At 56.9% G+C, this 24,900-nt stretch carries 25 protein-coding genes; 9 read left to right on the top strand and 16 right to left on the bottom strand.

The window, feature by feature from the left end; all coding sequences use genetic code 11:
- The first annotated feature begins 379 nt into the window (after positions 1-379).
- The gene (gene ung, locus U5A05_RS18855; RefSeq protein WP_321834315.1) at positions 380-1,072 is read left to right on the top strand and encodes a uracil-DNA glycosylase; all 693 of its coding nucleotides are present in this window, start codon (positions 380-382) and stop codon (positions 1,070-1,072) included.
- Positions 1,073-1,180: 108 nt separating this feature from the next.
- On the opposite strand, the gene U5A05_RS18850 is transcribed toward ung, so the two are convergent.
- The 8 genes from U5A05_RS18850 to U5A05_RS18815 all read right to left on the bottom strand — a co-directional run bounded on the left by U5A05_RS18850 (position 1,181) and on the right by U5A05_RS18815 (position 7,022).
- The gene (locus tag U5A05_RS18850) at positions 1,181-1,333 is read right to left on the bottom strand and encodes a hypothetical protein (RefSeq protein ID WP_321834314.1); all 153 of its coding nucleotides are present in this window, start codon (positions 1,331-1,333) and stop codon (positions 1,181-1,183) included.
- Positions 1,334-1,347: 14 nt separating this feature from the next.
- Positions 1,348-1,605, bottom strand: coding sequence for an Ogr/Delta-like zinc finger protein (locus U5A05_RS18845; RefSeq protein ID WP_261739405.1), 258 nt, complete (start codon positions 1,603-1,605; stop codon positions 1,348-1,350).
- Positions 1,606-2,064: 459 nt separating this feature from the next.
- Positions 2,065-2,418, bottom strand: coding sequence for a putative holin (locus U5A05_RS18840; RefSeq protein WP_261739404.1), 354 nt, complete (start codon positions 2,416-2,418; stop codon positions 2,065-2,067).
- 149 nt (positions 2,419-2,567) lie between these two features.
- Positions 2,568-2,837, bottom strand: coding sequence for a response regulator transcription factor (locus U5A05_RS18835; RefSeq protein WP_261739403.1), 270 nt, complete (start codon positions 2,835-2,837; stop codon positions 2,568-2,570).
- 149 nt (positions 2,838-2,986) lie between these two features.
- Complete coding sequence (locus U5A05_RS18830; protein ID WP_321834313.1) at positions 2,987-4,021, bottom strand: AbrB family transcriptional regulator; 1,035 nt, start codon at positions 4,019-4,021, stop codon at positions 2,987-2,989.
- A complete protein-coding gene (locus U5A05_RS18825; RefSeq protein ID WP_321834312.1) occupies positions 4,014-5,528 on the bottom strand; it encodes a tripartite tricarboxylate transporter permease in 1,515 nt (504 codons plus the stop codon). The genes U5A05_RS18830 and U5A05_RS18825 overlap by 8 nt, the downstream gene beginning before the upstream one ends.
- 1 nt (position 5,529) lies before the next feature.
- Positions 5,530-5,988 (bottom strand): tripartite tricarboxylate transporter TctB family protein, encoded by a 459-nt coding sequence (locus U5A05_RS18820; protein ID WP_261739400.1) that lies wholly within the window; start codon positions 5,986-5,988, stop codon positions 5,530-5,532.
- Between the two features lie 56 nt (positions 5,989-6,044).
- The gene (locus U5A05_RS18815; RefSeq protein WP_321834310.1) at positions 6,045-7,022 is read right to left on the bottom strand and encodes a Bug family tripartite tricarboxylate transporter substrate binding protein; all 978 of its coding nucleotides are present in this window, start codon (positions 7,020-7,022) and stop codon (positions 6,045-6,047) included.
- Between the two features lie 425 nt (positions 7,023-7,447).
- Between U5A05_RS18815 and U5A05_RS18810 the strand changes: the two genes are divergently transcribed.
- Together U5A05_RS18810 and U5A05_RS18805 are read left to right on the top strand one after the other, a co-directional pair.
- A complete protein-coding gene (locus U5A05_RS18810) occupies positions 7,448-8,119 on the top strand; it encodes a response regulator (RefSeq protein WP_261739398.1) in 672 nt (223 codons plus the stop codon).
- Positions 8,112-9,512: a sensor histidine kinase gene (locus tag U5A05_RS18805; protein ID WP_261739397.1), complete on the top strand. Its 1,401-nt coding sequence runs from the start codon at positions 8,112-8,114 to the stop codon at positions 9,510-9,512. Before U5A05_RS18810 ends, U5A05_RS18805 begins: the two co-directional genes overlap by 8 nt.
- Before the next feature lie 55 nt (positions 9,513-9,567).
- Here U5A05_RS18805 and U5A05_RS18800 read toward each other — a convergent pair whose 3' ends face one another.
- Positions 9,568-10,371: an HDOD domain-containing protein gene (locus U5A05_RS18800; RefSeq protein WP_261739396.1), complete on the bottom strand. Its 804-nt coding sequence runs from the start codon at positions 10,369-10,371 to the stop codon at positions 9,568-9,570.
- Between the two features lie 33 nt (positions 10,372-10,404).
- Positions 10,405-11,349 carry a CAF17-like 4Fe-4S cluster assembly/insertion protein YgfZ gene (ygfZ, locus tag U5A05_RS18795; protein ID WP_321834307.1) on the bottom strand — a complete coding sequence of 315 codons (945 nt, stop codon included), beginning with the start codon at positions 11,347-11,349 and terminating at the stop codon, positions 10,405-10,407.
- 138 nt (positions 11,350-11,487) lie between these two features.
- On the opposite strand from ygfZ, the gene U5A05_RS18790 reads away from it, so the two are divergent.
- Positions 11,488-11,742, top strand: a complete 255-nt coding sequence (locus tag U5A05_RS18790) for an FAD assembly factor SdhE (RefSeq protein WP_261739394.1) — start codon at positions 11,488-11,490, stop codon at positions 11,740-11,742.
- Positions 11,726-12,178, top strand: a complete 453-nt coding sequence (locus U5A05_RS18785) for a protein YgfX (protein ID WP_261739393.1) — start codon at positions 11,726-11,728, stop codon at positions 12,176-12,178. The genes U5A05_RS18790 and U5A05_RS18785 overlap by 17 nt, the downstream gene beginning before the upstream one ends.
- Here U5A05_RS18785 and nadB read toward each other — a convergent pair.
- Positions 12,147-13,763, bottom strand: a complete 1,617-nt coding sequence (gene nadB, locus U5A05_RS18780) for an L-aspartate oxidase (protein ID WP_321834305.1) — start codon at positions 13,761-13,763, stop codon at positions 12,147-12,149. The genes U5A05_RS18785 and nadB overlap by 32 nt on opposite strands.
- 513 nt (positions 13,764-14,276) lie before the next feature.
- Here nadB and rpoE point away from each other — a divergent pair.
- The 4 genes from rpoE (at position 14,277) to U5A05_RS18760 (ending at position 18,053) form a co-directional block, all read left to right on the top strand.
- Complete coding sequence (gene rpoE, locus U5A05_RS18775) at positions 14,277-14,858, top strand: RNA polymerase sigma factor RpoE/AlgU (protein ID WP_048359852.1); 582 nt, start codon at positions 14,277-14,279, stop codon at positions 14,856-14,858.
- Positions 14,859-14,889: 31 nt separating this feature from the next.
- Positions 14,890-15,480: a sigma-E factor negative regulatory protein gene (locus U5A05_RS18770; RefSeq protein WP_321834303.1), complete on the top strand. Its 591-nt coding sequence runs from the start codon at positions 14,890-14,892 to the stop codon at positions 15,478-15,480.
- Positions 15,481-15,488: 8 nt separating this feature from the next.
- Entirely contained in the window at positions 15,489-16,451 is a 963-nt protein-coding gene (locus U5A05_RS18765) for a MucB/RseB C-terminal domain-containing protein (protein ID WP_321834301.1), read from the top strand.
- A gap of 180 nt (positions 16,452-16,631) precedes the next feature.
- Positions 16,632-18,053, top strand: coding sequence for a DegQ family serine endoprotease (locus U5A05_RS18760; RefSeq protein WP_321834300.1), 1,422 nt, complete (start codon positions 16,632-16,634; stop codon positions 18,051-18,053).
- Between the two features lie 131 nt (positions 18,054-18,184).
- Here the strand turns inward: U5A05_RS18760 and U5A05_RS18755 are convergent, their stop codons facing one another.
- The 5 genes from U5A05_RS18755 to gcvP all read right to left on the bottom strand — a co-directional run bounded on the left by U5A05_RS18755 (position 18,185) and on the right by gcvP (position 24,894).
- Positions 18,185-18,673 (bottom strand): RDD family protein, encoded by a 489-nt coding sequence (locus U5A05_RS18755; protein ID WP_321834299.1) that lies wholly within the window; start codon positions 18,671-18,673, stop codon positions 18,185-18,187.
- A gap of 92 nt (positions 18,674-18,765) precedes the next feature.
- A complete protein-coding gene (locus tag U5A05_RS18750) occupies positions 18,766-18,978 on the bottom strand; it encodes a cold-shock protein (protein WP_261739387.1) in 213 nt (70 codons plus the stop codon).
- Between the two features lie 386 nt (positions 18,979-19,364).
- On the bottom strand, positions 19,365-20,489 hold the full coding sequence (gene gcvT / locus U5A05_RS18745) for a glycine cleavage system aminomethyltransferase GcvT (protein WP_321834298.1): 1,125 nt from the start codon (positions 20,487-20,489) through the stop codon (positions 19,365-19,367).
- 17 nt (positions 20,490-20,506) lie between these two features.
- Positions 20,507-21,883 carry an L-serine ammonia-lyase gene (locus U5A05_RS18740; protein WP_261739385.1) on the bottom strand — a complete coding sequence of 459 codons (1,377 nt, stop codon included), beginning with the start codon at positions 21,881-21,883 and terminating at the stop codon, positions 20,507-20,509.
- Positions 21,884-22,035: 152 nt separating this feature from the next.
- A complete protein-coding gene (gene gcvP, locus U5A05_RS18735; RefSeq protein WP_321834296.1) occupies positions 22,036-24,894 on the bottom strand; it encodes an aminomethyl-transferring glycine dehydrogenase in 2,859 nt (952 codons plus the stop codon).
- Between the last annotated feature and the right edge of the window lie 6 nt (positions 24,895-24,900).

Here is a 24,900-nt window from a genome sequence, read left to right as displayed (position 1 = left end):
GGATGTGCTCTTTCGCGGTCCAGGAGGCCGCCATGTATCGTCGCCTGCTCTCTATCGTTGTTCTTGGCTTGGCTGTATCTGCTTGCGTGCCTTATTACTCGGGTTACGAAGGTTATCGTACAGAGGTCTATACGGCTCCGGCCCCTTATTACTATGGCGGCTATCGTCCGTATTACGTGTATCCGCGAGGCTACTATGCCCCGTCTCCACGCTATTACCATGGGCCCGCGTATTACCCTCAGGGGCCAGGCTATCGTTACGGTCATGGGCCGGGTTATGGCGCTGGTCATAATGGTGGGCGGGGGTGGAACCACCGGTGATGTTGACAATGGCGGCGGGCTTTTCTAGTGTCCGCCCCATTGTTTCTCAGGATGTAGCCATGACGTCGGATGACCGTATAAAACTTGAACCTGTATGGAAGCAGGCCTTGCGTGAAGAGTTCGATAAACCTTACATGGCCGAACTGCGTGAATTCTTGCGTCAGGAGCATGCAGCCGGTAAGGAAATTTACCCACCGGGCCCGCTTATTTTCAACGCTTTGAACCTGACGCCGTTGGACAGGATCAAGGTGGTTATCCTTGGCCAGGACCCTTATCACGGCCCAGGCCAGGCACATGGGTTGTGTTTTTCAGTGCAGCCCGGTGTCCCGACCCCGCCCTCGCTGGTCAATATTTATAAAGAGCTCAAGCGCGATTTGAATATCGACATCGCCCCCCACGGCTGCTTGCAGCATTGGGCTGAGCAGGGTGTTCTGCTGCTCAATACAACGATGACGGTGGAGCGTGCCAATGCCGCGTCCCATGCAAAAAAGGGCTGGGAGCACTTTACTGACCGAATTATTCAGGTAGTGAGTGAGCAGCAGCCTAAACTTGTTTTCTTGCTGTGGGGCGCCCACGCGCAGAGCAAGCAAAAACTGATTGATGCGACCAAGCATCTGGTGCTGACGTCGGTGCACCCATCGCCGCTATCGGCCTATCGAGGGTTTATCGGTAACGGCCACTTCAGTCGAACCAACAAGTTCCTTGAGCAAAATGGCTTGTCCCCGATCGACTGGAAACTGCCACTGGCATAAACAGTTCAGGCAGTAGCGGGGTGGTTGGCCGCGATAGTTGATCATCGTTTTGCACACCAGGTAAGGCAGCCTGGTGTGTAGGGTCTCAGTGTTAAAACTCGATTTGAATCAGGCAGTGCACAATCGACAATTGTCGGTTGTGCCTGTCAATTTTTCTGCAATTGCGCCGACGCGTGCTACCCAAGTCACTGCGTCGAACCGGATGCTCATGCTAGCGAACGTCTCGCTGCCGATACTGATGTCCAGGTAGGTGATGTTCATGATGTTGCTCCTAACTACTTGCAAGGCAGGTTTTCATAAAGTAGAGCTGCTTGGCGCAGTTCACGATTTACGCCGGGAAGGTGGACGTTGGGATTAGGCATGCCGCTGGGAGATAACTCATGGGTCATTTCAAACTCGGCTCTGACTGACCAGCCGCAGGCTTCAGTTGTGCACTGCAAGTAAGCGACACGCAAGAATATGTGGCGACCCTCGCTGGTGCGAATACGCATTTTACTTAGGCAGTGCGGGCAAACCATTTTGTAGGCGCTCATGATTGACTCCAGTTGAACTATCGTAAGGTGCCTGATTGAACATGCACGCTAATTTCAAAAAAAGACCAATCCGTTGATCGTGGGCCAGGATCGTTATGGGTGGGTTTGAAATGTTTTATAAATGGTGTGTAGGTTATTTTTACCTTGCTTGTAGGAACTGTGGTTGTTGTTAGTGTTTGTTCATTAAGTTCATGTGATCGCGCTTTTTGCCTTTATTTTTATGGGTAAGGTTACATGGCAGAAATACTGGAAGTACTCGGTAAGCTTAAATTCTGCCGAAAAGCTCAATAAAGTCAAATTGGAGTGAGTAGATGTGTGTGGCCTGAAACCAATTGAAATACTTGGGCTGTTGAAAGTGAGTTTGATTAAGCCTAGTGCCGCGCCTTCGCCGGTGTCAGGACTGTGGCAGTGAGCTCAAGAGCAGGCTGGCAGTTTCAATTGTTTGATGGGGCTCTTGATTTACTTAGGTGGGCGTAAACGCCGGATTATTTCAACTATGTCTGCTGTATTTACCCAAGCCGTTAATTTTATACTGATGGGGATGACGATAAGTGCGCAAATAAATGCGGTGACACCCGAAGACAAGCCTGGCAGGTGTGGCAGTACCACGGGGGCAAACAAATACCCAACGCCGGCACTCAGGAAAAATGACCCTGGAAATCTCCAGCCTTTCAGGTTGCCGCGCCTGCTCGTCACGATACATGCACCCAAGCTTGCCCCAAATAGAGTGTCACGATCGATCATTGCGACGACGATGGACAGTTTTGTTTCGAAATACCAGTATTGAGCTAGATTAACTATTTCAATTGTCATGGTGTGTACTCTGGGATCAATGTATTTGTTTGATGTAAAGATTCAAGTGGGTAGTTGCCTCGATTTTTGAGTTGATGATGCTTGATGAGGTGAGGTAAAGGGGCGTGTGGTCATGGTTTGCCCCTTGGAGAGCGTCCAGGCAATTCCGCTCAGGGTAGAAGGGTGATGCCGAGCTTAATGGCTTTAAGTACCGCGGCGTGACGTGACGTAACATCGAACTTTAGGCGTAAGTTAGCCATGTGGAAGTTGATCGTAGTTTCTGACCGGCTCAGAATGATTGCAATTTCAGCGCTGGTTTTTCCCTTGGCACACCACTCAAGTATTTCTTGTTCTTTCTGAGTGAGGCTCGGTATGAACGGCTGGGGTGTCGGCGGGGTCAGTCGGCAAAGTGACTTTTCTGAATGAGCAGAACTATGCATGTGGTGTCCTTGCTGTAGTGGTTGGTGTAAGCGCAGGTTCATTGTTTGAGCATTAAAAATAAGCGCACTTGCTACACACCAACAACTCAGTAAGGTTGTAGGAACACCTTTAACATCTTACGAGAATTCCTACATTGATCGGTGGTATTTCAGCGGGAGTGATCCCGCGTCCAGTACCGAAACAAAGGCTCTGCCAAAAACAGCACGAAGATCAGGCGCATGACTTGCAAGGCGGTGACCAGTGGAACTGAAAGTTGCAGTGTTTCTGCTGTAAGGCTCATTTCAGCAATCCCGCCCGGCATCATGCCCAGGGTCATGGAGCGCAGATCGAGTTGGGTAAGAGCACTCAAGCCCAGTGCGCACAGACTAGCGATCAGCATCGTCAGCGCTGTGCCCAGCAGTGTTCGGCCAATGAACGAAGGTGCCCGACGGAAGAACGCTCGATTGAAGTGGCAGCCCAGCCCGCTGCCAATTAACCATTGGCCCATCTGGCTGCTGCCGTCAGGCAGACCGATATGCAAATCCCACAGGATGCTGGCGCTGGCGCTGACTAGCAGTGGTCCGAACAACCACGGATTGGGTTGACGCAAGCGTTGCCAGATCCAGGCCAGCAAAGCACCTGCTGGAAACAACAACAGTAACGAGTAAACGTTGATGGGGGCGGGGTGTAAGGCAGGTGCACCTTCGCCCAGTAGATACTTGAAGGCTGCCGGGACGCACAGTACAACAGTCAGCACCCGAAGGCTCTGGCCTGCTGCAACGCGGCTTAACACGGCACCATTGCGTGCGCCGAGGTTAACCATCTCTCCCGAGCCGCCGGGCATGCTGGAGAAGAACGCCGTCGCGCGATCCTCGCCGCTGCGACGCATAAGCCATACGCCGATCACACTCGAAACACTGGTGAGCAGGGCGCCAGCCAGGATCAGCCAAAAATGCGCCAGCACTTGCTCCATCACCACGGGCGTGAAATGCAGGCCGATGCCGATGCCGACAATCCATTGTCCGCATTTTCGCCCGCCAGGAATTTCGGCCAGTTGCCAGGGTGTCAGGCAACGTACCAGGATGATCGCGAGCAAGGAGCCGACCATCCACGGCAGTGGCCAGCCGATAAGGCTGGCGAGATAACCGCCGGCCAGACCGACCAGCGGCGTTCCCCACCAGTGTTTGAGTCCTGAATCACGCATCGGCCAAGGCGCGACGTTGAGCACTACGCTTACGCCAGATACGCAGTACAGGCATCAGCAACATGAGCGCAGTCAGTACCCAAACGCCCAACGTGATCGGGCTTGCCCAAAGGATTTCCAGTGCACCATTGGAAATCGACAGGGCGCGGCGCAGGTTTTGCTCCATAAGCCCGCCCAGAATGAACCCCAGTAGTACCGGAGACAGCGGGAAGTCGAGTTTGCGCAGGATATAGCCGAAAATGCCGATACCGATCATCAGGAACAGATCGAATGTAGTGGCGTGAACGGCATAGACGCCAATGGCGGTAATAATTGCGATCACCGGCACCAGCGCCCAGTTAGGCACCGAAAGTATCCGGGTGAAGATGCGGATCATCGGAATGTTGAGGATCACCAGCATGATGTTGGCGATAAACAACGAGGCGATCAGGCCCCAGACGATATCCGGTTGCTGCTGGAACAACAGCGGGCCGGGTGTGATGTTGTACAGAGACAAGGCGCCGATCATCACCGCCGTGGTGCCCGAACCCGGTACACCCAGCGTCAGCATCGGCACCAGCGCGCCGCATGCCGAAGCGCCAATGGCCGTTTCGGGAGCCGCCAGACCGCGCATGTCACCCTCGCCAAATTTGCCGGTAGCACCCGCCAGGCGTTTTTCAGTCATGTAGGCCACGGCACTGGCCAGGGTGGCGCCTGCCCCTGGAAGTACGCCCATGACGAAGCCGAGCAGACCACAGCGGATATTCACCACGAACACCGCCGAGGCTTCCTTGAAATTGAACATCATGCGGCCAGTGGCTTTTACGACTTCCTGGCCGCGGTGGGTTTTTTCCAGCAGCAATAAAATTTCGCTGATGGAGAACAATCCCAGTACCAGAACGACAAATTGAATGCCGTCAGTCAGGTGGATGTTGTCCCCGGTGAAACGGTAAACGCCGCTGTTGGCATCAATCCCCACGCACGCCAGAAACAGGCCAATCAGGGCTGCGATAAAGGTCTTGAGTGGCCGATCTCCCGCCATGCCGCCCAGGCAGACAATGGCGAACACCATCAGCACAAAATACTCCGCCGGACCGAAAGCAATCGCCCACTTGGCCAACAGCGGTGCGAACAACACCATGCCGCAGGTGGCAATAAAGGCACCGATAAATGAGCTCCAGGCCGACAACGACAACGCCACGCCAGCCAGTCCCTTGCGGGCCATTGGGTAGCCGTCGAGGGTGGTCATCACGGTCGAAGCTTCCCCCGGGATGTTCAGCAGGATCGAGCTGATACGCCCGCCGTATTCACAGCCCAAATACACCGCTGCCAGCAGGATAAGTGCCGACTCCGGCGGTAACCCGAGGGCGAAGGCGATAGGGATCAGCAGAGCGACCCCGTTGATTGGGCCAAGCCCTGGCAGTAATCCAACCACGGTGCCGATCAAGGTGCCGCACAACGCGGTGACCAGGTTGTAAGGGCTGAGCGCGACGCCGAAGCCCTGGCCCAAATAGCCAAAAGTATCCATATCAGTTCTCCAGAACGTCGAGCAGGCCAAGAGGCAGCGGAACGTCCATGGCTTTATCGAACAGTAAATAAAGGCCGACGCTCATCAAGCTGATGATCACGATGCTGGGCAGCCAGCGCCCGCCATACAGGCGCGCCATCGGGATGCCGATCAGGGTGCTGCTGAGAATGAAACCGAGGGTCTCGAATGTACCGGCGAAAATCAGCAGCAGTACGACACACAGACCAATCTTGGTCAGGGTTTCGCGATCCAGTTTGGGGTCATCTTCGCTATGCACTACGGGCGATGGACGAAAGACCATGTAGATCAGCCCCAGCCCCATCAAAGCCAGCATGAGCAAAGGGAAGGCGCGAGGGCCGACGGGTTCATAGGAAAAAGCCGCCTGATAAGGCCAGGCCATCACCGCCAAACCGAGACAGACAAGCAGCATTGCAACGGCAAAAACGCGTTGTACGAGCATGGTTCACTCCTGGGCTGAGCCCTATATTCAAGGGCGCAGCCAGCGGTCGGCAGTGGTTACTGGATCAGGCCAAATTCCTGGGCCAGGGTTTTGTAGTCAGCCACCTGCTTTTTCACATAGGTGTCCAGCTCCGGACCGGTCATGGCGAAGGGGAATAGCTGGCGCTGATCACGCAATGCGGTGAACTCTTCGGAGGCCAGCAGTTTGTCGAAGGCGTCTTTCCACCATGCGTAGTCTGCATCGCTGACTTTTGGCCCAAGATAGAAACCGCGCACAACCGGCCATACGATGTCGTAACCCTGTTCTTTGGCGGTCGGAATGTTCTTCATCTCCGGCTCATCCAGGCGTTCGTTGGCGAACACCGCGAGCAGGCGCATATCGCCGCTCTGGATATGCGGCATGGAGTCGGAAATATCCGTACTACCTACTTGAATATGCCCACCCAGCAGCGCCGTTGCGATTTCGCCGCCGCCTTCCAGGGCTACATAACGCAAGTCACGCGGGTTGATCCCGGCGGCCTTGGCGATCAGTGCAGTTTGCATCCAGTCCTGGCTGCCAACCGTACCGCCTGAGCCGATCACCACTTTACTGGGGTCTTTTTTCAGGGCCTGAACCAGATCATCGAGGTTCTTGTAGGGCGAGTCGCTCTTCACCGCAATGGCGCCGTAGCTGGTGCCAACGGCAGCCAGCCACCGCACGGCGTTTTCATCGAAACGGCCGAACTTGCCTTGTGCCAGGTTAAGCAATGAGCCACTGGACCAGGCTACCAAAGTGCCCCCGTCGGCCGGGCGCTGGGCCACCACCGCGTTATAGGCAACGGCACCTACGCCACCGGGCATGTAGGTTACGCGCATGGGTTTACTGAGCAGCTTCTCGTTCACCAGTGCGCTTTGCGCCAGTTTGCAGGTCAGGTCAAAACCACCGCCCGGCGAGGCCGGGGCGATGCACTCGGGGCGTTTTGGCTCAGCCATGAGTTGGCTGGTAAGCAGCATGCAGCTGGCAGCGAGAGCCAGGGAACGCAGGGGAAGTTTCATATTATCTCCTCAGGAGCTTTTGTTTTTATAGGGTAGTTATTTGTTGCTCAAATTCGTTGGCGCAGGGCTGTGCCTCGCCCGTATCAGGTACAAAGTACGGGCGATAGAAGGCCACTCGCAGGCATGGTGAGACAGGGCGCGAGTACGGAACAAACACAGAAGTGACGGGGCTTGGGCTGATGAGTCAGCATACAGGTGCTCCATTATTGTTCTTATTGGCGAAAACGCTTCGAGGCGTTTTTCGGGCCGCCATGCAGGCCATGGCGGTAATAGGGATTGCTGTAAGTCTCGCGATGCTAACCGGCTAACCTTTCGCTAACCTTACATAAGGCATTCACGGCTTTTGGGCTTCACAGGGCTCCGGCCGTCTGTACACTCCGCGCACTGAAGGCTGCGTCCTGAACAAAAATAATGAGGTAAACCCAATGCGTGTGCTTTTGGTCGAAGATCAGTTGCAACTGGCCGAGAGTGTCGCCCAAGCCTTGAAGGGCATAGGCTTGACCGTAGATGTACTGCACGACGGAGTGGCCGCTGACCTGGCCCTGAGCAGTGAAGAATATGCGGTGGCGATTCTGGACGTGGGCTTGCCGCGCATGAATGGTTTTGAGGTGCTGGCGCGCTTGCGTGCCCGTGGCAAAACCTTGCCGGTGTTGATGTTGACTGCGCGCAGTGACGTCAAGGATAGGGTTCACGGGCTTAACCTTGGTGCCGATGATTACTTGGCCAAGCCGTTCGAGCTGACAGAGCTTGAGGCTCGGGTCAAAGCGCTGCTGCGCCGTAGCGTATTGGGTGGCGAACGCCAGCAGCAATGTGGATCTCTGATCTACGACCTTGAAACCCGGCGCTTTACCTTGGGCGAAGAGTTACTGACCTTGACTTCGCGTGAGCAGGCGGTGCTCGAAGCGCTGATAGCCAGGCCCGGAAGGGTCATGAGCAAGGAACAGTTGGCGGCCCAGGTGTTTGGTCTGGACGAGGAAGCGAGTTCTGACGCGATCGAAATTTATATTCACCGCTTGCGCAAAAAGCTCGATGGCCAGGCCGTGGCAATTGTGACCTTCAGGGGCTTGGGGTACTTGCTGGAAAGCCGCGATGTTTAAGCTCGACAGCCTGCGCTGGAGTTTGCTCTGGCACCTGACGCTGTTGCTGGTTGTACTGATGCTGGCCAGCGGTTTGAGTGCTTATCTCAATGGCCGTGAAGCTGCCGATACCGCGTACGACCGAACCCTGCTGGCGTCGGCGCGTACCATCGCGGCGGGCCTGTCGCAGCGTGATGGCAGTCTGAGCGCCGACGTACCCTACGTTGCGCTGGATACGTTTGCCTACGACAGCGCCGGGCGAATTTACTATCAGGTCAACGATATCCACCAGCAGTTGATTTCTGGCTATGAAAACTTGCCGGCACCGCCACCGGGCACGCTACGTACCGATGATTACCCGGCTTTGGCGAGTTTCTATAACGGCATGTATTTGGGGCAGAACGTGCGGGTCGTGAGTTTGCTCAAGGCGGTGAGCGAACCCAGCATGAATGGCATGGCGGAAATCCGTGTGGCCGAGACCGATGAGGCGCGGGTGGCTATGGCCCGCAGCCTGATGGCCGACACTCTGCTGCGTTTGGGGATGTTGGGGCTAGGGGCGTTGCTGGTTGTGTGGTTTGCCGTAAGCGCCGCATTACGCCCGCTGGAGCGTTTGCGCACCGCTGTCGAGGAGCGTGAGACGGATGACCTGCGACCTTTGCCGCTGGTTTCCGTGCAGCGGGAATTGCGGCCATTGGTCCAGGCCCTCAATCATTTTACCGAGCGTTTGCGCGGGCAATTCAAGCGCCAAGCGCAATTTATTGCCGACGCGGCCCATGAGCTGCGTACCCCATTGGCGGTGCTCAAGGCCCAGCTTGAACTGGGCTTGCGTGCAGATGATCCGCACGCCTGGCGCAATACCCTTGAGCAGGCAACCCAGGGCACGGACCGGCTGACTCACCTGGCCAATCAGCTCCTGTCGCTGGCACGGATCGAAAATGGCGCGCGAGCCATCGCTGAAGGCGGCGCGCAGTTACTCGACCTCAGTCAATTGGCTCGTGAGCTGGGCATGGCGATGGCACCTCTGGCCCATACCCGGGGTTTTGCGCTGGCGCTTGAGGCCGATCAGCCGGTTTGGTTGTACGGTGAACCCACGTTGCTGCACGAACTGCTGAGCAATCTGGTGGACAACGCCATGGCCCACTCTCCCGTGGGTGGCAATGTCGTCTTGAGAGTCACTGCTCCCGCGGTACTGGAAGTCGAAGATGACGGCCCAGGTATTCCCCCTGAAGAACGCGAGCGGGTATTTGAACGTTTTTATCGACGTAATCAGCAAGTAGCGGGGTCGGGCCTGGGGTTGGCAATTGTCGGTGACATTTGCCGTGCGCACCTTGCACATATCAGCCTGCACGATGGCGTGCAGGGCGGGTTGAAAGTACGGGTTAGTTTTGTCCCGGCCAATGGCGATCGCCGATAGGGTGAGAAACTCCGGGATTCAATCTCTGTAGCAACACAGAGTTTGTGTTACGAGTTCAGATAAACATCCCGCGCGCTTCGTTCAGTTGCTCCTGAAACCTGGGGTCGCCAGCTTCTACCCCCAGTTTCTTGAAGGCGTGCAGGGCGCTCAGTTGCTCAATGTCCTGATGCATGAACACGGTCGCGATTTGCACCAGATCGATGTAGTCAATGGCTTTGGATTGGCGGTTAAAGTCCTGATACAGGCCGGGAAGCTTGAGAAGCATCTCCGGAAACTCCCAAACAGCCAGCAATTTGTCGCCAATCAGCGGATGGATGCTGTCAATCACGTGATTCAGTGAGATCGGGTCGGAGAGCAGTTCGTTGTGTTCTTCGGCGTAGGTCAGGATGGGCAGTACGCCAATTTGATGCACCAGGCCGCCCAGTGCCGCCTGGTCTGGCTTGAGTGAGCTATGACGGCGGCACAGGGAGTAGCAGATACCTGCTACTTCCAGACTTTGGCGCCAAACATCGCGCATTTTTTTTTCGACCGTTTCCGAGCGGGCATGGAAAATTTGCTCCATCACCAGCCCGATTGCCAGATTGCTGCTGTAGTTGACGCCCAGGCGCGTGATGGCGGTGTGCAGGTCCGTAACCTCGCGGGTGGCACGCAGCATCGGGCTGTTGACCACTTTGATCAATCGCGCCGACAGCGCAGTGTCACGACTGATGACCTTGCTCAAATGGCTGACGCTGATTTCAGGGTTTTCAGCTGCCTTGCGGATGTTCAACGCTACTTCCGGTAGCGTGGGCAAAACCAGGTCGTCTCTATCAATGGCCTTAAGCAAGTCCGCTTGGACTCTGTGCGCGAGCATGCTCATATCTCTAGGGTGCTGCGTTTCAATGTGTGGCAATCAACGCTGGATCTCGCGATCACGGTCCAATTGATAAGGCAGCTCAAGCAGCGAAAGGCCAGGGCCTTGCAAGTCACCCAGGTGAATATCGCCCGCTTGGGCCGCATCCGAGGTCAGGACGGCAAGCAATTCGATACCGTTTTCTGCTTGAGCACCAAGCACGACTTCGCCCACTGAACTGCTATGGGAAGGTGCAAACAGAGGGGTCCCTGGCGCGGGTACTTCTTGAGCCGCCTCAAGCGACAAACGGTAGAGGTGGCGTTTGAGTTTGCCGAGATATTGCATGCGCGCGACGATTTCCTGGCCGGTGTAACAGCCTTTTTTGAAGCTGACACCGCCCACGGCTTGCAGGTTGATCATCTGCGGAATAAACAATTCGCGAGTCTGGGCCATGACCTGGCCAATACCCGCGCGGACCTGGCCAAGCAACCATTGGTTGAGGTCGGCTTCAACCAATTGCGCCTTCAAGTGTTGAACAACGCTTTCGCGCTGTGCAATCGGGGCCCACAGTTCTGCACGGCCTTCAGAGGCGCGAATGGCAATCAAACCGTTGGCGCGAGCGACGCTGTCGGTCTCGGCAGGCAGGTTCAGGCCCAGGCTCTCCAGTACCGTGTCTGCCTGGCTCAGGCCAAAGCGTGCCCAGTTGGCGCTGTCGTCGGTCAGTGTCGACTTGGAGAACACGGCGTACTTCTTCAGGTCCGCCAACTGCGGCTCGACCAGCTCATGGGCCATTGCCAGCAGGCAGCCGTTGTCCTGGAGCACGATGCGGAAACTGGATTGCATGCGGCCTTTTTGCGTACAACGGGCACCCAGGCTCGAGCGAGTTTCGCTCAAGTAGTTGAGGTTGCAGGTCAACTGCCCCTGCAAAAACTTGCTGGCGTCGTTGCCGATAACAGCAAGAATACCTTCGTGGTTCAGAGTGCAGAAAAAAGCAGAGTCGGCCATGGGTCATCGCAGGTAAAAAAGTCTGGGGGACATCATAGAGGTGCGCCCTGCAAATGGGTAGTTCCAGGGGACCGACCAAAGCCGACTGTTCTATGACGGATCGGCCTGTATACTTGCGCTCTATTTGAGGAGCGCTCCATGGTCGAAGATGTTGAACTCAATCGTCTCTACTGGCACAGCCGTCGCGGCATGCTTGAACTTGACGTGTTGCTGGTGCCTTTCGTCAAGGAAGTGTACGCCACCCTTAATGATGTAGACCGCGACTGCTATCGCAAGCTGCTGGAATGTGAAGACCAGGACATGTTCGGCTGGTTTATGGAACGCACCGAATCCGAGGACCCTGAGCTGCAACGCATGGTTCGCATGATTCTGGATCGTGTCCAGCCCAAGTAATTATTTTGAGTGCCGCTGGCATGCCTCCGGGCAATTGCTGGCGGCATGTCTTGCAGCCCAGGCCCTGGCGCTGATTTCAATCTGCCTTCTTTCAATCCCGGTCATGGCACGCGTGCTCGGCGTTTTGTTGTGCCTGGCGTACGGTGTTTGGGTGCTGCCACGGCATGTTCGATTGACCCATGCCAAGGCTTTTAGCCGCTTGCGCCGCGATGCCGATGGCTGGCAGCTGTGGAGCCGTGCACGGGGCTGGCAGGCGGTGCAATTGCGCCGCGACAGCCTGGCTCTGCCTTGGGTGGTGATTGTACGTTTCAAGTTGCCTGGTGAATGGCGGGTTCGGGCTGTGTGTATCCCCGCCGACGCGCTGGCGCCAGATCAGCACCGGCGCTTGCGCGTGCGACTGAAGTTCAGTCGGCGTAGGTGGCTGGCACCAGAATAGTGTCCAGGGCTTCGGGCAACATGTGCGGGTAGTCGAGAGTGTAATGCAGGCCCCGTGACTCCTTCCTCGCCATGGCGCTGCGGATCATCAGCTCAGCTACTTGTGCCAGATTGCGCAACTCGATCAGGTCGCGACTGACTTTATAGTTACTGTAAAACTCGTCAATTTCGTCCAGCAGCAAGCGCACTCGATGCTGTGCGCGTTGCAAACGCTTGTTAGTGCGCACGATTCCAACGTAGTCCCACATAAAGCGCCGTAGTTCATCCCAGTTGTGGGCGATGATCACGTCTTCGTCAGAGTCGGTAACCTGGCTGGCATCCCAGCTCGGCAGGGCTATGGGCGCGGCGATGTCGGGCAGTTGGGCAAGGATGTCGGCAGCGGCCGACTTGGCGTACACAAAGCATTCCAACAGCGAGTTACTGGCCATGCGGTTGGCGCCGTGCAAGCCGGTGAAGCTGGTTTCGCCAATGGCGTACAGGCCTGGAACATCCGTATGACCATGTTCGTCGACCATTACACCGCCGCAGGTGTAATGCGCCGCTGGCACCACCGGGATCGCCTGCTTGGTGATGTCGATGCCGAACCCGAGGCAGCGCTCATAGACTGTCGGGAAGTGAGTCTTGATGAACGATTCTGACTCGTGGCTGATATCCAGATACACGCAGTCGATGCCCAGACGCTTCATCTCATGGTCGATGGCGCGTGCCACGATATCTCGCGGAGCCAGTTCGCCTCGTGTGTCGAACCGATGCATGAAGCGCTCGCCGTTAGGCAACTTGAGGTGTGCCCCTTCGCCCCGTAGCGCCTCGGTGATCAGAAAGCTCTTGGCCTGCGGGTGATACAGGCAAGTGGGGTGGAACTGGTTGAATTCCAGATTGGCCACGCGGCAGCCCGAGCGCCAGGCCATGGCAATGCCATCACCGCAGGCGCCGTCCGGATTGCTGGTGTAGAGGTACACTTTGGCCGCGCCCCCCGTGGCCAGAATAGTAAAGCGCGAGCCAAAGGTATCGACCTCGCCCGTGGCGCGATTGAGCACGTAAGCGCCGAGGCAGCGATCGCCGTCGAGGCCCAGGCGACGTTCGGTAATCAGATCGACGGCGACACGTTGTTCAAGCAATTCGATATTGGGCCGCTGACGTGCTTGATCGAGCAAGGTCTTGAAGATGGCGGCGCCGGTGGCGTCAGCCGCATGGATGATGCGCCGATGGCTGTGGCCGCCTTCACGGGTGAGGTGGAACTCAAAACCTGGCTGCTCGGGATCGACGGTGTCGTCGCGGGTAAAGGGCACGCCCTGATCGATCAGCCACTGGATGGCCTCGCGGCTGTGCTCGACGGTAAAGCGTACCGCGTCTTCATGGCACAGGCCGCCGCCGGCATTGAGGGTGTCTTCGACGTGGGATTGCACCGTGTCGGTGTCATCCAGAACGGCGGCAACACCACCCTGAGCCCAGAATGTCGAGCCATTGGCCAGGTCGCCCTTGCTGAGGACCGCAATACGCATGTGGCTGGGTAGTGTGAGAGCAAGGCTCAAACCAGCAGCGCCGCTGCCAATCACCAGCACGTCATGTTGAAAATGTTGGCTCATTCTTCTGACATCCGCAAAAAAGCGCCCACTAGTATATAGAAGGGGGGATCGGCACAATGGCCGGGCCTTTATGGCATTGTGAAATTACAGCGGGCATGAAGTGTGCCTCAGACTTGAGTAGTCTGCATGTCGATTTTCACAATTAATCTGCAAGGGGCGTCAAGGCTCAGGGGGACTCGAACCCTGATCCGCTTTCGAGGTGCCGCAGGGTGTACTTCGTACGAAAGTATTGAACTTTTCGTACTGCTCAGCGTTCCATAGAGGGTTGCCCTTGATGCAGGGAAACGGCGCTCAATTTGATGCGGGGTTTGTTTTTCGACTCGACAGCAGAATGTGGCGACAAGATTATCGACGCAGCCGGCCAGGCCCGAGCTGCGTTTTCGTGCGTGCCAAATCCGAGCGCGCAGGAAACTTGCCAGGGGGGAGAGAACTTTTGTGTAAAGCCCGAGTCTATGTTTGCAAGCCTGATCAATTAGCAAAGCAATCTTCCTCCCGGCCTTATGAGGAGTATTCATGCTAGCCCAGGAAGAGGATCAGCAGCTGGTCGAGCGCGTACAGCGCGGCGATAAGCGCGCATTCGATCTGCTCGTGCTGAAGTATCAGCACAAAATTCTCGGGTTGATCGTGCGTTTTGTGCACGACACCCATGAAGCCCAGGACGTCGCTCAAGAAGCCTTTATCAAGGCTTACCGGGCACTTGGTAATTTTCGCGGTGACAGCGCCTTTTACACATGGCTGTATCGCATCGCCATTAATACGGCAAAAAACTACCTGGTATCACGCGGTCGACGTCCGCCTGATAGTGATGTGAGTTCAGAAGATGCTGAGTTTTACGATGGTGACCACGGTCTCAAGGATCTCGAGTCGCCGGAGCGCGCTTTGCTCCGCGACGAGATCGAGAGCACCGTACATCGCACCATTCAGCTACTGCCAGAAGATTTGCGTACGGCCTTAACTTTACGTGAATTCGACGGTCTGAGTTACGAGGACATTGCGAGCGTCATGCAATGTCCGGTGGGTACCGTGCGCTCCCGGATTTTCCGCGCTCGGGAAGCCATTGATAAAGCCCTGCAACCGTTGTTGCAGGAAAACTGAGACAGCGGCGACAGCCAAGAGAGGAACCGCCATGAGTCGTGAAGCCCTGCAGGAATCGCTGTCCGCAGTGATGGATAACGAAGCGGACGAACTGGAACTACGTCGGGTATTGAATGCCTTTGACGACACACAAACGCGTGATACCTGGTCTCGTTATCAGGTGGCCCGTGCTGTGATGCACAAGGACCTGCTGATTCCGCGCCTGGACATCGCATCTGCCGTTTCGGCCGCCTTGGCCGAAGAACAAGTACCGGCCAAGGTGGTTCGTGGTCCGTGGCGCAGCATTGGTCGCCTGGCCGTTGCTGCTTCGGTTACCGTTGCTGTTTTGGCGTGTGTCAGGCTGTACAACCAGGATGACATCGTTGGTGCCCAGCTTGCTCAGCAGGCTGCACCACAGAGCCTGAGTGCGCCGATGGCTAAAGGCCCAGCGGTACTGGCCAACTACAGCGAAAGCTCCGATCAGGCCACAGGTCCGATGGCAAACGGTGTTCTGCAAGGTCAGCCCGGTTGGCACGATCAGCGTTTGCCAGGTTACCTGCGTCAGCACGCCCAGCAAGCGGCATTGAAAGGGTCTGAAAGCCCTCTGCCATATGCTCGGGCTGCCAGCCTGGAAAACCGTTAAGGACCAACATGCGCGTCCTACCTCTGTTATCGCTTTTGCTCTGCGGCTGGTTTGTTGTACCTGCACACGCCGATGATGCCCAGGACTGGCTCAAACGTCTTGGGCAGGCCGAGCAACAGCACAGCTATCAGGGCACTTTCGTTTACGAACGTAACGGTAGTTTTTCTACCCACAGCATCTGGCACCGCGTGCAGGATGGGAAAGTTCGTGAACGCTTGATGCAGTTGGATGGCGCTGCACAAGAGGTCATTCGTGCCGACGGGCGCACTGAGTGTGTCACTGGCAAGATGGTCTCCGGGCCTGGAGATGTCAGTGCCGTGTCGGCCAGACAGCTTGATACCCAGAAGCTCAATGACTGGTACGCAGTGACAAAAACAGGCGACTCAAGAGTTGCAGGTCGGCCGGTGGCGGTGATTTCACTCACCCCGCGCGACCAGCATCGTTATGGGTTCGAACTGTATCTGGACCGTGAAACCGGTTTGCCTCTCAAGTCGTTGTTGCTCAATGACAAGGGGCAACTGCTTGAGCGTTTCCAGTTTACCAGCCTTGAAACAACCACTCCTGATGACAGTGAACTCAAGCCCACAGGCCTTTGCCGTCCCGTTGCCACGGCTGATACGGCGGCCCCTGTGGTCAATACTGCCCATGCTTGGCATTCCGACTGGCTGCCACCCGGTTTCGAGCAAATCAGCAGCACAGTGCGGCGTGATCCACGGACCAAGTCTGAAGTCACCAGCCTCTTGTATGACGATGGCTTGACGCGGTTTTCGGTGTTTCTTGAGCCTTTGCAGGGCACTGCAGTTCCCGATGCCCGTGTACAACTGGGGCCAACAGTTGCAGTTTCACGGCATCTGACCACCCCGCAAGGTGACATGATTGCCACTGTGGTGGGTGAAATCCCGCTGGGAACTGCGGAGCGAATTGCACTCTCAATGCGTGTCGGTAAAGACGAATCTCAGACTAAACCATAGGGCTGGGTCGACATGGCGGGTGACAATTTTCCAATTGCCATTTTTCTATCTTTTAATAAAGGTCAGAGCCCTAAAGGGCTCTGGCCTTGTTTGTTTTCTGGGGCCTTAAAAACGGTCTATGCTTTGGACTTGGTTTTTTAGTGCCTGTCGCTTAACTCTGCTGCTATTAACGGGAGCTGTATGTCGATGCCTCGATTGAAAACTTATTTACCTATTTTTGCAGCCGTGCTGATGCTCGGGCAGGCAGTTCCGGTGATGGCTGAAGCGCAGTTGCCTGATTTTACGCAACTGGTCGAGCAAGCCTCGCCAGCCGTGGTGAATATCAGCACCACGCAAAAGTTGCCGGAGCGCAAAGTATCAAGCATGGGGCAAATGCCCGACCTGGAAGGCTTGCCGCCTGGTCTGCGCGACTTCTTTGAACGCAGTATGCCGCCTGGTGGCAAAGGTGGGCGGCAACGCGAGGCTCAATCCTTGGGGTCGGGCTTTATCATCTCGCCCGATGGCTACATCCTGACCAACAACCACGTTGTGGCAGATGCTGATGAAATCATCGTGCGCCTGTCTGATCGCAGCGAAATGAAGGCCAAGCTGGTTGGTACTGACCCACGTTCCGACGTTGCGCTGCTGAAAATCGAAGGCAAAAACCTGCCTGTACTGAAACTGGGCAAGTCTCAGGATCTCAAGGCCGGTCAGTGGGTGGTTGCCATCGGCTCACCGTTTGGCTTTGACCACACCGTGACCCAAGGCATTATCAGCGCTATCGGTCGCAGCCTGCCGAATGAAAGCTACGTGCCGTTTATCCAGACTGACGTGCCGATCAACCCGGGTAACTCGGGTGGCCCGCTATTTAACCTGGCGGGTGAAGTGGTGGGTATCAACTCGCAAATCTACACCCGCTCGGGCGGCTTTATGGGCGTGTCCTTCGCGATCCCTATTGATGTCGCCATGGATGTTGCCAATCAGCTCAAGGCTGGCGGCAAGGTCAGCCGTGGTTGGTTGGGCGTAGTGATTCAAGAGGTCAACAAGGATCTGGCCGAGTCGTTTGGCCTGGACAAGCCAGCTGGTGCGCTGGTGGCACAGGTACTTGATAACGGGCCGGCTGCCAAAGGTGGTTTGCAAGTTGGCGACGTGATTCTGAGCATGAATGGTCAGCCGATCATCATGTCGGCAGATTTGCCGCATCTGGTTGGCGCTCTCAAGGCCGGCAGCAAGGCAACCCTTGAAGTGATTCGTGACGGCAAGCGCAAAAACCTCGACCTGACTGTCGGTGCTATCCCTGATGATGCGAAAGATCTCGCTTCAGGCACGGGTGCCGAGCAAAGCAGCAACCGTCTGGGTGTGTCCGTGGCCGACTTGAGCGAAGAGCAGAAGAAAGCCAACGACATCAAGGGTGGCGTGATCATCACCGACGTTCAGGACGGTCCTGCGGCCTTGATCGGCTTGCAACCTGGCGACGTGATTACTCACCTGAACAATCAGGCAATTACCAATGGTAAGGAGTTCACTGAAATTGCCAAGGCATTGCCGAAGAATCGCTCGGTGTCGATGCGGGTTCTGCGTCAGGGTCGTGCCAGCTTCATAACCTTCAAGCTGGCTGAGTAAGCCATAGATATCTGTAGCCGCTGCCGAGGGCTGCGATGGGTTGCGTAGCAACCCCTGTTTGAAGATCCTTTGGATCTTGTTATTCGCAACGCAGCAACAAAAAAGCCCGTATCGAGAGATACGGGCTTTTTTTATTTCTTGATTTTGGGGATGCGCACCAACTGAGTGTTGGAATACATGTCATGCCAGGTGCGGTTTTGCTTGTCGAAGACCGACCAGATGAACCCCAGACCCAGGCATAGCCATGAGCCGATGGAGACGATAAAACGCAACAAGGCTTGCCACAGGCTGATGGCCGTACCGTCCGCATTTTGCACGCGTATGCCCCAGACTTGCATGCCCAGGGTTTGCCCGGAATGGGTCCAGAACTTGGCAAAGAAACCGAACAGGACAAAAAACAGGATGGTCGAGAGTAATGGGTCGCCATCCAGGGCACCGGCCTCGGAAAGTGCCCTCATTTTGGCTTCGCCGATAAAGCTCATCATGATCAGCTTGTAAATAAAGGTGGTGACAATCAGCAGGGCGGTACACAGCAGGAAATCATAGAACATGGCTGCCAGGCGGCGCCCCAGGCCAACGGCGGGAAATTCGCCTTGAGGGCTAAGTGGTTGTTTCGACATGGCAGGGTCTCGTGAAGGAAAAGAGCCATCTTACGGAATTACGGCCATAAAAAAGCCTCTGATGTCACCATCAGAGGCTTTTGTGCGCGAGATCAGGCTTCTGGTTGAACTTCGTCAGCCTGCAGGCCTTTTTGGCCTTGAACTGCGATGAAGGTCACTTTTTGGCCTTCTTTCAGGCTTTTGAAGCCGTTGCCCTGAATGGCACGAAAGTGCACAAACAGATCTGGACCACTTTCAGGGGTGATGAAACCAAACCCTTTCTCGTCGTTGAACCACTTGACGGTACCGCTCTGACGTTGGGACATTTCTTAATTCCTTTGACGCTAACAATTAATGACAGCCTCTTTCACATGAAAGAGTTCTGGTGCTGGGTTGCAGGAAAGTAAGAGACGCAGAACGGGTTGTAGCAAACGTAGAGCTACTGCCCAGGTCACGATTCCAGCGACCCATGCAAACACAGTAGGCAAACTCTACGAAACTGGAATTGAAAATACAAGCCCCGTTAATAAGCGGGCGATACCGGGTTATTAACCTGCAGCGGGAAGTTATAAGTGCGGATTAATCATAGAGAGGTTCAATTGTTTTCGAGTTTAAAACAGTGTTTTCGCTATCGAATCTTAGTGCAGTCCAGGAGCAGTTGCATGCTACGTTAGTGTGTAAACATGCAACTGTCTTACTTGAGGTTAGACGCTTAGCCTCTGTAATAACGCTGTGCGACAAATGGCATTTTCGACACTTTCATGGGTACACGCTTGCCTCGCACAATCGCCCAGACTTCAGAGTCCACCGGGGTGAACGCGATATCCAGATAAGCCATTGCCAGGGGCGCGCCCAGAGTTGGGCCAAAACCGCCGCTGCACACAGTTCCAATCACAGTGCCGTCGGCGTCGACAATTTCCGCGCCTTCACGTACCGGGGTGCGCTCCTGTGGCAGCAAGCCCACGCGTTTGCGTGCCACGCCATTTTGCTGCTGGGCAAAGATGCTCTCGGCACCCGGGAACCCGCCAGGACGCAGGCCATCGGCGCGGCGAGCCTTGGAGATTGCCCACAGCAGGCTGGCCTCAATTGGCGTGGTGCTGTCGTTCATGTCATGCCCGTACAGGCACAGGCCAGCTTCCAGGCGCAGCGAGTCCCGTGCGCCGAGGCCGATGGCCTGGACTTCCGGTTCTGCCAGCAGGCGACGTGCCAGTTCTTCGGCGCGATCGGCCGGTACTGAAATCTCAAAGCCGTCTTCGCCGGTATAGCCAGAGCGGCTGACGTAGCAGTCCGCGCCCAGCAATGTCACCGGGGCAAATTGCATAAAGGTCATTTTTGCCACTTCTGGCGCCAGGCGTTGCAGCACGTTGACGGCTGCCGGGCCTTGCAGGGCGAGCAGGGCGCGCTCTTCAAACAACGGCTGGATCTGGCAGTGGGCGCTCAAATGCTTGCGCAGATGCGCCAGGTCCTGATCCTTGCACGCGGCGTTAACCACCAAAAACAGTTCGTTATTGCCCAGATTGGCAACCATCAAGTCATCGAGGATGCCACCTTGTTCGTTGGTGAACATGGCATAGCGCTGCATGCCCACCGGCAGGTCGATGATGTCGACCGGCACCAGAGTTTCAAGGGCCTTGGCTGCATCAGCGCCGATCAGGCGGATCTGGCCCATGTGCGATACATCGAACAACCCGGCCTGTTCACGGGTGTGCTGGTGTTCTTTCATCACCCCCAGCGGGTACTGCACGGGCATGTCGTAGCCGGCGAACGGCACCATACGGGCACCGAGTTCAAGGTGCAGTGCGTGCAGCGGGGTTTGAAGCAGTTGTTCGGTGGACATTCGAGACTCCTTGAAAATCAGCACTCAATAATGTTGACAGCCAGACCGCCGCGAGCGGTCTCCTTGTATTTGCTTTTCATGTCGGCGCCGGTCTGGCGCATGGTGCGGATCACCTTGTCCAGCGAGACAAAGTGCTGGCCGTCACCGCGCAAGGCCATGCGTACCGCGTTGATTGCCTTGACTGAACCCATTGCATTGCGTTCGATGCACGGCACTTGGACCAGGCCGCCAATCGGGTCGCAGGTCAGGCCGAGGTTGTGCTCCATGCCGATCTCGGCAGCATTCTCGACTTGCTGTACGGTGCCACCCAGCACTTCGCACAACGCGCCAGCCGCCATTGAACAGGCCACGCCGACCTCGCCCTGACAGCCGACTTCGGCGCCGGAGATCGAGGCATTTTCCTTGTACAAAATGCCAATGGCGGCGGCGGTCAGCAGAAATCGCACCACCCCGTCTTCATTGGCTCCGCCAATAAAGCGCATGTAGTAATGCAACACGGCAGGAATGATCCCGGCCGCGCCGTTGGTAGGTGCGGTGACAACACGTCCGCCGTTGGCGTTTTCTTCATTGACCGCCAGCGCGTACAAATTCACCCAGTCGAGCACCGACAGCGCATCGCGCAACGCGGCCTCAGGGTTGCTGCACAGCTGACGATGCAGCGCAGCCGCCCGACGCTTGACCTTCAACCCGCCGGGCAAAATGCCTTCGTTGCGACAACCGGCACTCACGCAGTCCTGCATCACTTGCCAGATTTTCAGCAAGCCGCTGCGCGTCTCGGCCTCGGGGCGCCAAGCGCTTTCGTTGGCCATCATCACTTCACTGATCGACAGGTTGTGAGTGACGCAATGGCGCAACAGGTCCTTGGCGGTCTTGAAGGGGTATTTCAGTGCGGTGCTGTCTTCGACAATGCGGTCAGCGCCCGCTGCGCCTTCATCGACCACAAAGCCGCCACCGACCGAGTAGTACTCGCGGCTGCGGATCTGAATTCCAGCGCCATCGAGTGCTCTGAAAATCATGCCGTTGGGGTGATAGGGCAGGGGTTTGCGAATCATCGCCAGGTGCGACTTTTCGTTGAAATCGATGGGGTGTTGGCCCAGCAGGTTCAAGCGCCCGCTGCTGCGAATGGCGGCCAGACGCTCGGCCACGGTTTCGGTGTCAACGGTATCCGGGTGTTCACCTTCGAGCCCCAGCAATACGGCTTTGTCGCTGCCGTGTCCTTTGCCGGTGGCGCCGAGGGAACCGTAGAGTTCAACTTTTACGCAGGCGGTGTGTTGCAGCATTTCATCACGGCGCAGACCTTCGACAAAACGCGCAGCAGCACGCATGGGGCCGACGGTATGGGAGCTGGAGGGGCCGATGCCAATCTTGAACAGGTCGAACACGCTTAAAGACATAGGGTTCTCCGGTTTCTTATTGTGTAGTGCAACTTCGATCCCTGTGGGAGTTGCTTGCCTGCGATAGCATCACTGCGGTCTGGCTGCAAAACCGCATTGCCTGTATCGCGAGCAAGCCCGCTCCCACATTTGGATCTCCATGACCCGGTTGCTTATGCTTCCTGATAGCTTTCGATCGAAGGGCAAGCGCAAATCAGGTTGCGGTCGCCAAACACGTTGTCGACCCGGCCAACCGGTGGCCAGTACTTGCCTTCGATCAGGGATGCAACCGGGTACACCGCTTGTTCGCGGCTGTACGGGTGGGTCCATTCGCCGACCATTTCAGCGGCGGTATGCGGAGCGTTTTTCAGCGGGTTGTCTTCCTTGGCCAGGCTGCCGTTTTCAACGGCGCGAATTTCTTCACGGATACAGATCATGGCGTTGCAGAAGCGGTCCAGTTCTTCCTTGGATTCGCTTTCGGTTGGCTCGATCATCAACGTGCCTGCCACCGGGAACGACATGGTTGGAGCGTGGAAGCCAAAGTCGATCAGGCGCTTGGCCACGTCATCGACGCTGATACCGCTGGTTTCCTTGAGCGGGCGCAGGTCGAGGATGCATTCGTGGGCCACCAGGCCATTGCTGCCCGAGTACAGCACCGGGTAGTGCTCCTCGAGACGACGGGCGATGTAGTTGGCATTGAGGATGGCCAGCTGCGAAGCGCGCTTGAGACCTTCGCCGCCCATCATGCGGATGTACATCCAGGTGATTGGCAAGATGCTGGCGCTGCCGAACGGTGCCGCACATACCGCGCCTTCCTTGCGTTCCATTGCCGCGTGACCCGGCAGGAACGGCGTGAGGTGCGATTTGACGCCAATCGGGCCAACACCCGGGCCGCCACCGCCATGTGGGATGCAGAAGGTTTTGTGCAGGTTGAGGTGGGACACGTCGCCGCCGAACTTGCCCGGTGCGCACAGGCCCACCATCGCGTTCATGTTAGCGCCGTCGATGTACACCTGGCCGCCGTTGTCATGAATGATGCCGCAGATTTCGCGGATGCCTTCTTCGAACACACCGTGGGTCGACGGGTAGGTGATCATCAGCGCGGCGAGGTGATCGCGGTGCTCGATGGCCTTGGCGCGCAGGTCTTCAATATCGACGTTGCCCCGTGCATCACAGGCCGTTACCACCACGCGCATACCGGCCATGTTGGCAGTTGCCGGGTTGGTACCGTGGGCCGAAGACGGGATCAGGCAGATGTCGCGGCGCTCTTCGCCACGGCTCTGGTGATAGGCGCGGATCGCCAACAGACCGGCGTACTCGCCTTGGGAACCGGCGTTCGGTTGCAAGGATATGGCGTCGTAACCGGTGGCCGCGCAGAGCATGGCCTCAAGTTCTGTGGTCAGTTGTTGATAGCCCAGGCTTTGCTCGGCAGGAGCAAAGGGGTGCAGGCTGCCGAACTCGGCCCAGGTCACCGGGATCATTTCGCTGGCAGCGTTGAGCTTCATGGTGCACGAACCCAGCGGGATCATGGTGCGGTCCAGCGCCAGGTCCTTGTCCGCCAGACGACGCAGGTAACGCATCAGTTCGGTTTCAGAGTGGTAACGGTTGAACACCGGGTGGCTGAGGATCGGTGACTGGCGCACCAAGGCGGCTGGCAGGGTGCCGGTCACGGTCTGGGCCAGTGCGTCGAAGTCAGGCAGGGTCTGACCATCGGCGGCGAGCAGGGTCCACAGGGCGATTACGTCGCTCTGGCTGCTGGTTTCATCCAGCGACAGGCCCAGACGCTGATCGTCGACCACACGCAGGTTGATGCTTTGTGCGTGGGCCTTGGCGTGCAGGGCGGTGGTGGCGCTGGCGGTGTTGAGAGTCAGCGTGTCGAAGAACTGTTCTTGCTCGACTATCAGCCCCAGCGCGCTCAGGCCCTGAGCCAGGATCGCGGTCAGTTGGTGAATGCGCCCAGCGATCTGGGTCAGGCCTTTGGGACCGTGGTACACGGCGTACATGCTGGCGATGTTGGCCAACAGCACTTGCGCGGTGCAGATGTTGCTCGTGGCCTTCTCGCGGCGGATATGTTGCTCGCGGGTTTGCATGGCCAGGCGCAGTGCCGGTTTGCCGTGACGGTCAACCGAAACGCCGACCAGACGGCCAGGCATGTCGCGCTTGAACGCGTCGCGGGTAGCGAAGTAGGCCGCGTGCGGGCCACCAAAGCCCAGGGGCACGCCAAAACGCTGGGCGCTGCCGATGGCCACGTCAGCACCGAACTCGCCCGGAGGCGTCAGCAGGGTCAGGGCCAGCAGATCGGCGGCAACGGCCACCAGTGCGTTGGCCGTGTGGAAACGCTCAACCAATGTACGGTAGTCGAACACGTCACCGTTGCTTGCCGGGTACTGCAGCAGAGCGCCGAAGAAGATCGATACGTCAGTCAGCTCGCGTTCGTCAGCGACCACCACCTCAATGCCCAGCGGCTCGGCACGGGTGCGCAGCACGTCGAGGGTTTGCGGGTGGCAGTGGCTGGATGCAAAGAAGCTGTGGCTGTTTTTGTTCTTGCTCAGGCGTTTGCAAAAGGTCATCGCTTCGGCAGCGGCGGTGGCTTCGTCGAGCAATGAAGCGTTGGCAATCGGCAGGCCGCTAAGGTCGCTGATCAGGGTCTGGAAGTTGAGCAGCGCTTCGAGACGGCCTTGGGAAATTTCAGGCTGATACGGCGTGTAAGCGGTGTACCAGGCCGGGTTTTCCAGCAGGTTGCGCAGGATCGGTGAAGGCGTGTGGCAGTTGTAGTAGCCCTGGCCGATATAGGTTTTGCACAGCTGGTTCTTGGCTGCGATGGCTTTGATCGAGGCCAGTGCATCGGCTTCGCTTTGACCCGCCGGCAAGTTGAGCACGCTGGTGCCCTTGATGCTTTCCGGGATCACGCTGGCGCTGAGGCCTTCAAGGGAATCAAAGCCGAGGGTGGCAAGCATCGCCTGCTCATCGGCCTGGCGCGGGCCGATATGGCGGGCGATGAATTCATTGGCAGTGCTGAGATTGATAGTCATGGCTGA

It is taken from the genome of Pseudomonas kulmbachensis, from assembly GCF_963681935.1.
Classification (GTDB): domain Bacteria; phylum Pseudomonadota; class Gammaproteobacteria; order Pseudomonadales; family Pseudomonadaceae; genus Aquipseudomonas; species Aquipseudomonas kulmbachensis.
The sequence above is the reverse complement of the archived record's forward strand: the minus strand, read 5'-3'. Positions and strand labels throughout refer to the sequence as shown.

Excerpts from the sequence above, each read along its gene's own strand:
- U5A05_RS18850 (WP_321834314.1), bottom strand. The coding sequence starts at position 1,333 with ATGAACATCACCTACCTGGACATCAGTATCGGCAGCGAGACGTTCGCT.
- U5A05_RS18740 (WP_261739385.1), bottom strand. The coding sequence starts at position 21,883 with ATGTCTTTAAGCGTGTTCGACCTGTTCAAGATTGGCATCGGCCCCTCC.
- U5A05_RS18770 (WP_321834303.1), top strand. The coding sequence starts at position 14,890 with ATGAGTCGTGAAGCCCTGCAGGAATCGCTGTCCGCAGTGATGGATAAC.
- U5A05_RS18815 (WP_321834310.1), bottom strand. The coding sequence starts at position 7,022 with ATGAAACTTCCCCTGCGTTCCCTGGCTCTCGCTGCCAGCTGCATGCTG.
- gcvP (WP_321834296.1), bottom strand. The coding sequence starts at position 24,894 with ATGACTATCAATCTCAGCACTGCCAATGAATTCATCGCCCGCCATATC.
- U5A05_RS18760 (WP_321834300.1), top strand. The coding sequence starts at position 16,632 with ATGTCGATGCCTCGATTGAAAACTTATTTACCTATTTTTGCAGCCGTG.
- U5A05_RS18790 (WP_261739394.1), top strand. The coding sequence starts at position 11,488 with ATGGTCGAAGATGTTGAACTCAATCGTCTCTACTGGCACAGCCGTCGC.
- U5A05_RS18825 (WP_321834312.1), bottom strand. The coding sequence starts at position 5,528 with ATGGATACTTTTGGCTATTTGGGCCAGGGCTTCGGCGTCGCGCTCAGC.
- ygfZ (WP_321834307.1), bottom strand. The coding sequence starts at position 11,349 with ATGGCCGACTCTGCTTTTTTCTGCACTCTGAACCACGAAGGTATTCTT.
- U5A05_RS18805 (WP_261739397.1), top strand. The coding sequence starts at position 8,112 with ATGTTTAAGCTCGACAGCCTGCGCTGGAGTTTGCTCTGGCACCTGACG.
- U5A05_RS18840 (WP_261739404.1), bottom strand. The coding sequence starts at position 2,418 with ATGACAATTGAAATAGTTAATCTAGCTCAATACTGGTATTTCGAAACA.
- U5A05_RS18810 (WP_261739398.1), top strand. The coding sequence starts at position 7,448 with ATGCGTGTGCTTTTGGTCGAAGATCAGTTGCAACTGGCCGAGAGTGTC.
- U5A05_RS18800 (WP_261739396.1), bottom strand. The coding sequence starts at position 10,371 with ATGAGCATGCTCGCGCACAGAGTCCAAGCGGACTTGCTTAAGGCCATT.
- ung (WP_321834315.1), top strand. The coding sequence starts at position 380 with ATGACGTCGGATGACCGTATAAAACTTGAACCTGTATGGAAGCAGGCC.
- U5A05_RS18835 (WP_261739403.1), bottom strand. The coding sequence starts at position 2,837 with ATGCATAGTTCTGCTCATTCAGAAAAGTCACTTTGCCGACTGACCCCG.
- rpoE (WP_048359852.1), top strand. The coding sequence starts at position 14,277 with ATGCTAGCCCAGGAAGAGGATCAGCAGCTGGTCGAGCGCGTACAGCGC.
- U5A05_RS18820 (WP_261739400.1), bottom strand. The coding sequence starts at position 5,988 with ATGCTCGTACAACGCGTTTTTGCCGTTGCAATGCTGCTTGTCTGTCTC.
- U5A05_RS18765 (WP_321834301.1), top strand. The coding sequence starts at position 15,489 with ATGCGCGTCCTACCTCTGTTATCGCTTTTGCTCTGCGGCTGGTTTGTT.
- gcvT (WP_321834298.1), bottom strand. The coding sequence starts at position 20,489 with ATGTCCACCGAACAACTGCTTCAAACCCCGCTGCACGCACTGCACCTT.
- U5A05_RS18845 (WP_261739405.1), bottom strand. The coding sequence starts at position 1,605 with ATGAGCGCCTACAAAATGGTTTGCCCGCACTGCCTAAGTAAAATGCGT.
- U5A05_RS18755 (WP_321834299.1), bottom strand. The coding sequence starts at position 18,673 with ATGTCGAAACAACCACTTAGCCCTCAAGGCGAATTTCCCGCCGTTGGC.
- U5A05_RS18830 (WP_321834313.1), bottom strand. The coding sequence starts at position 4,021 with ATGCGTGATTCAGGACTCAAACACTGGTGGGGAACGCCGCTGGTCGGT.
- U5A05_RS18750 (WP_261739387.1), bottom strand. The coding sequence starts at position 18,978 with ATGTCCCAACGTCAGAGCGGTACCGTCAAGTGGTTCAACGACGAGAAA.
- nadB (WP_321834305.1), bottom strand. The coding sequence starts at position 13,763 with ATGAGCCAACATTTTCAACATGACGTGCTGGTGATTGGCAGCGGCGCT.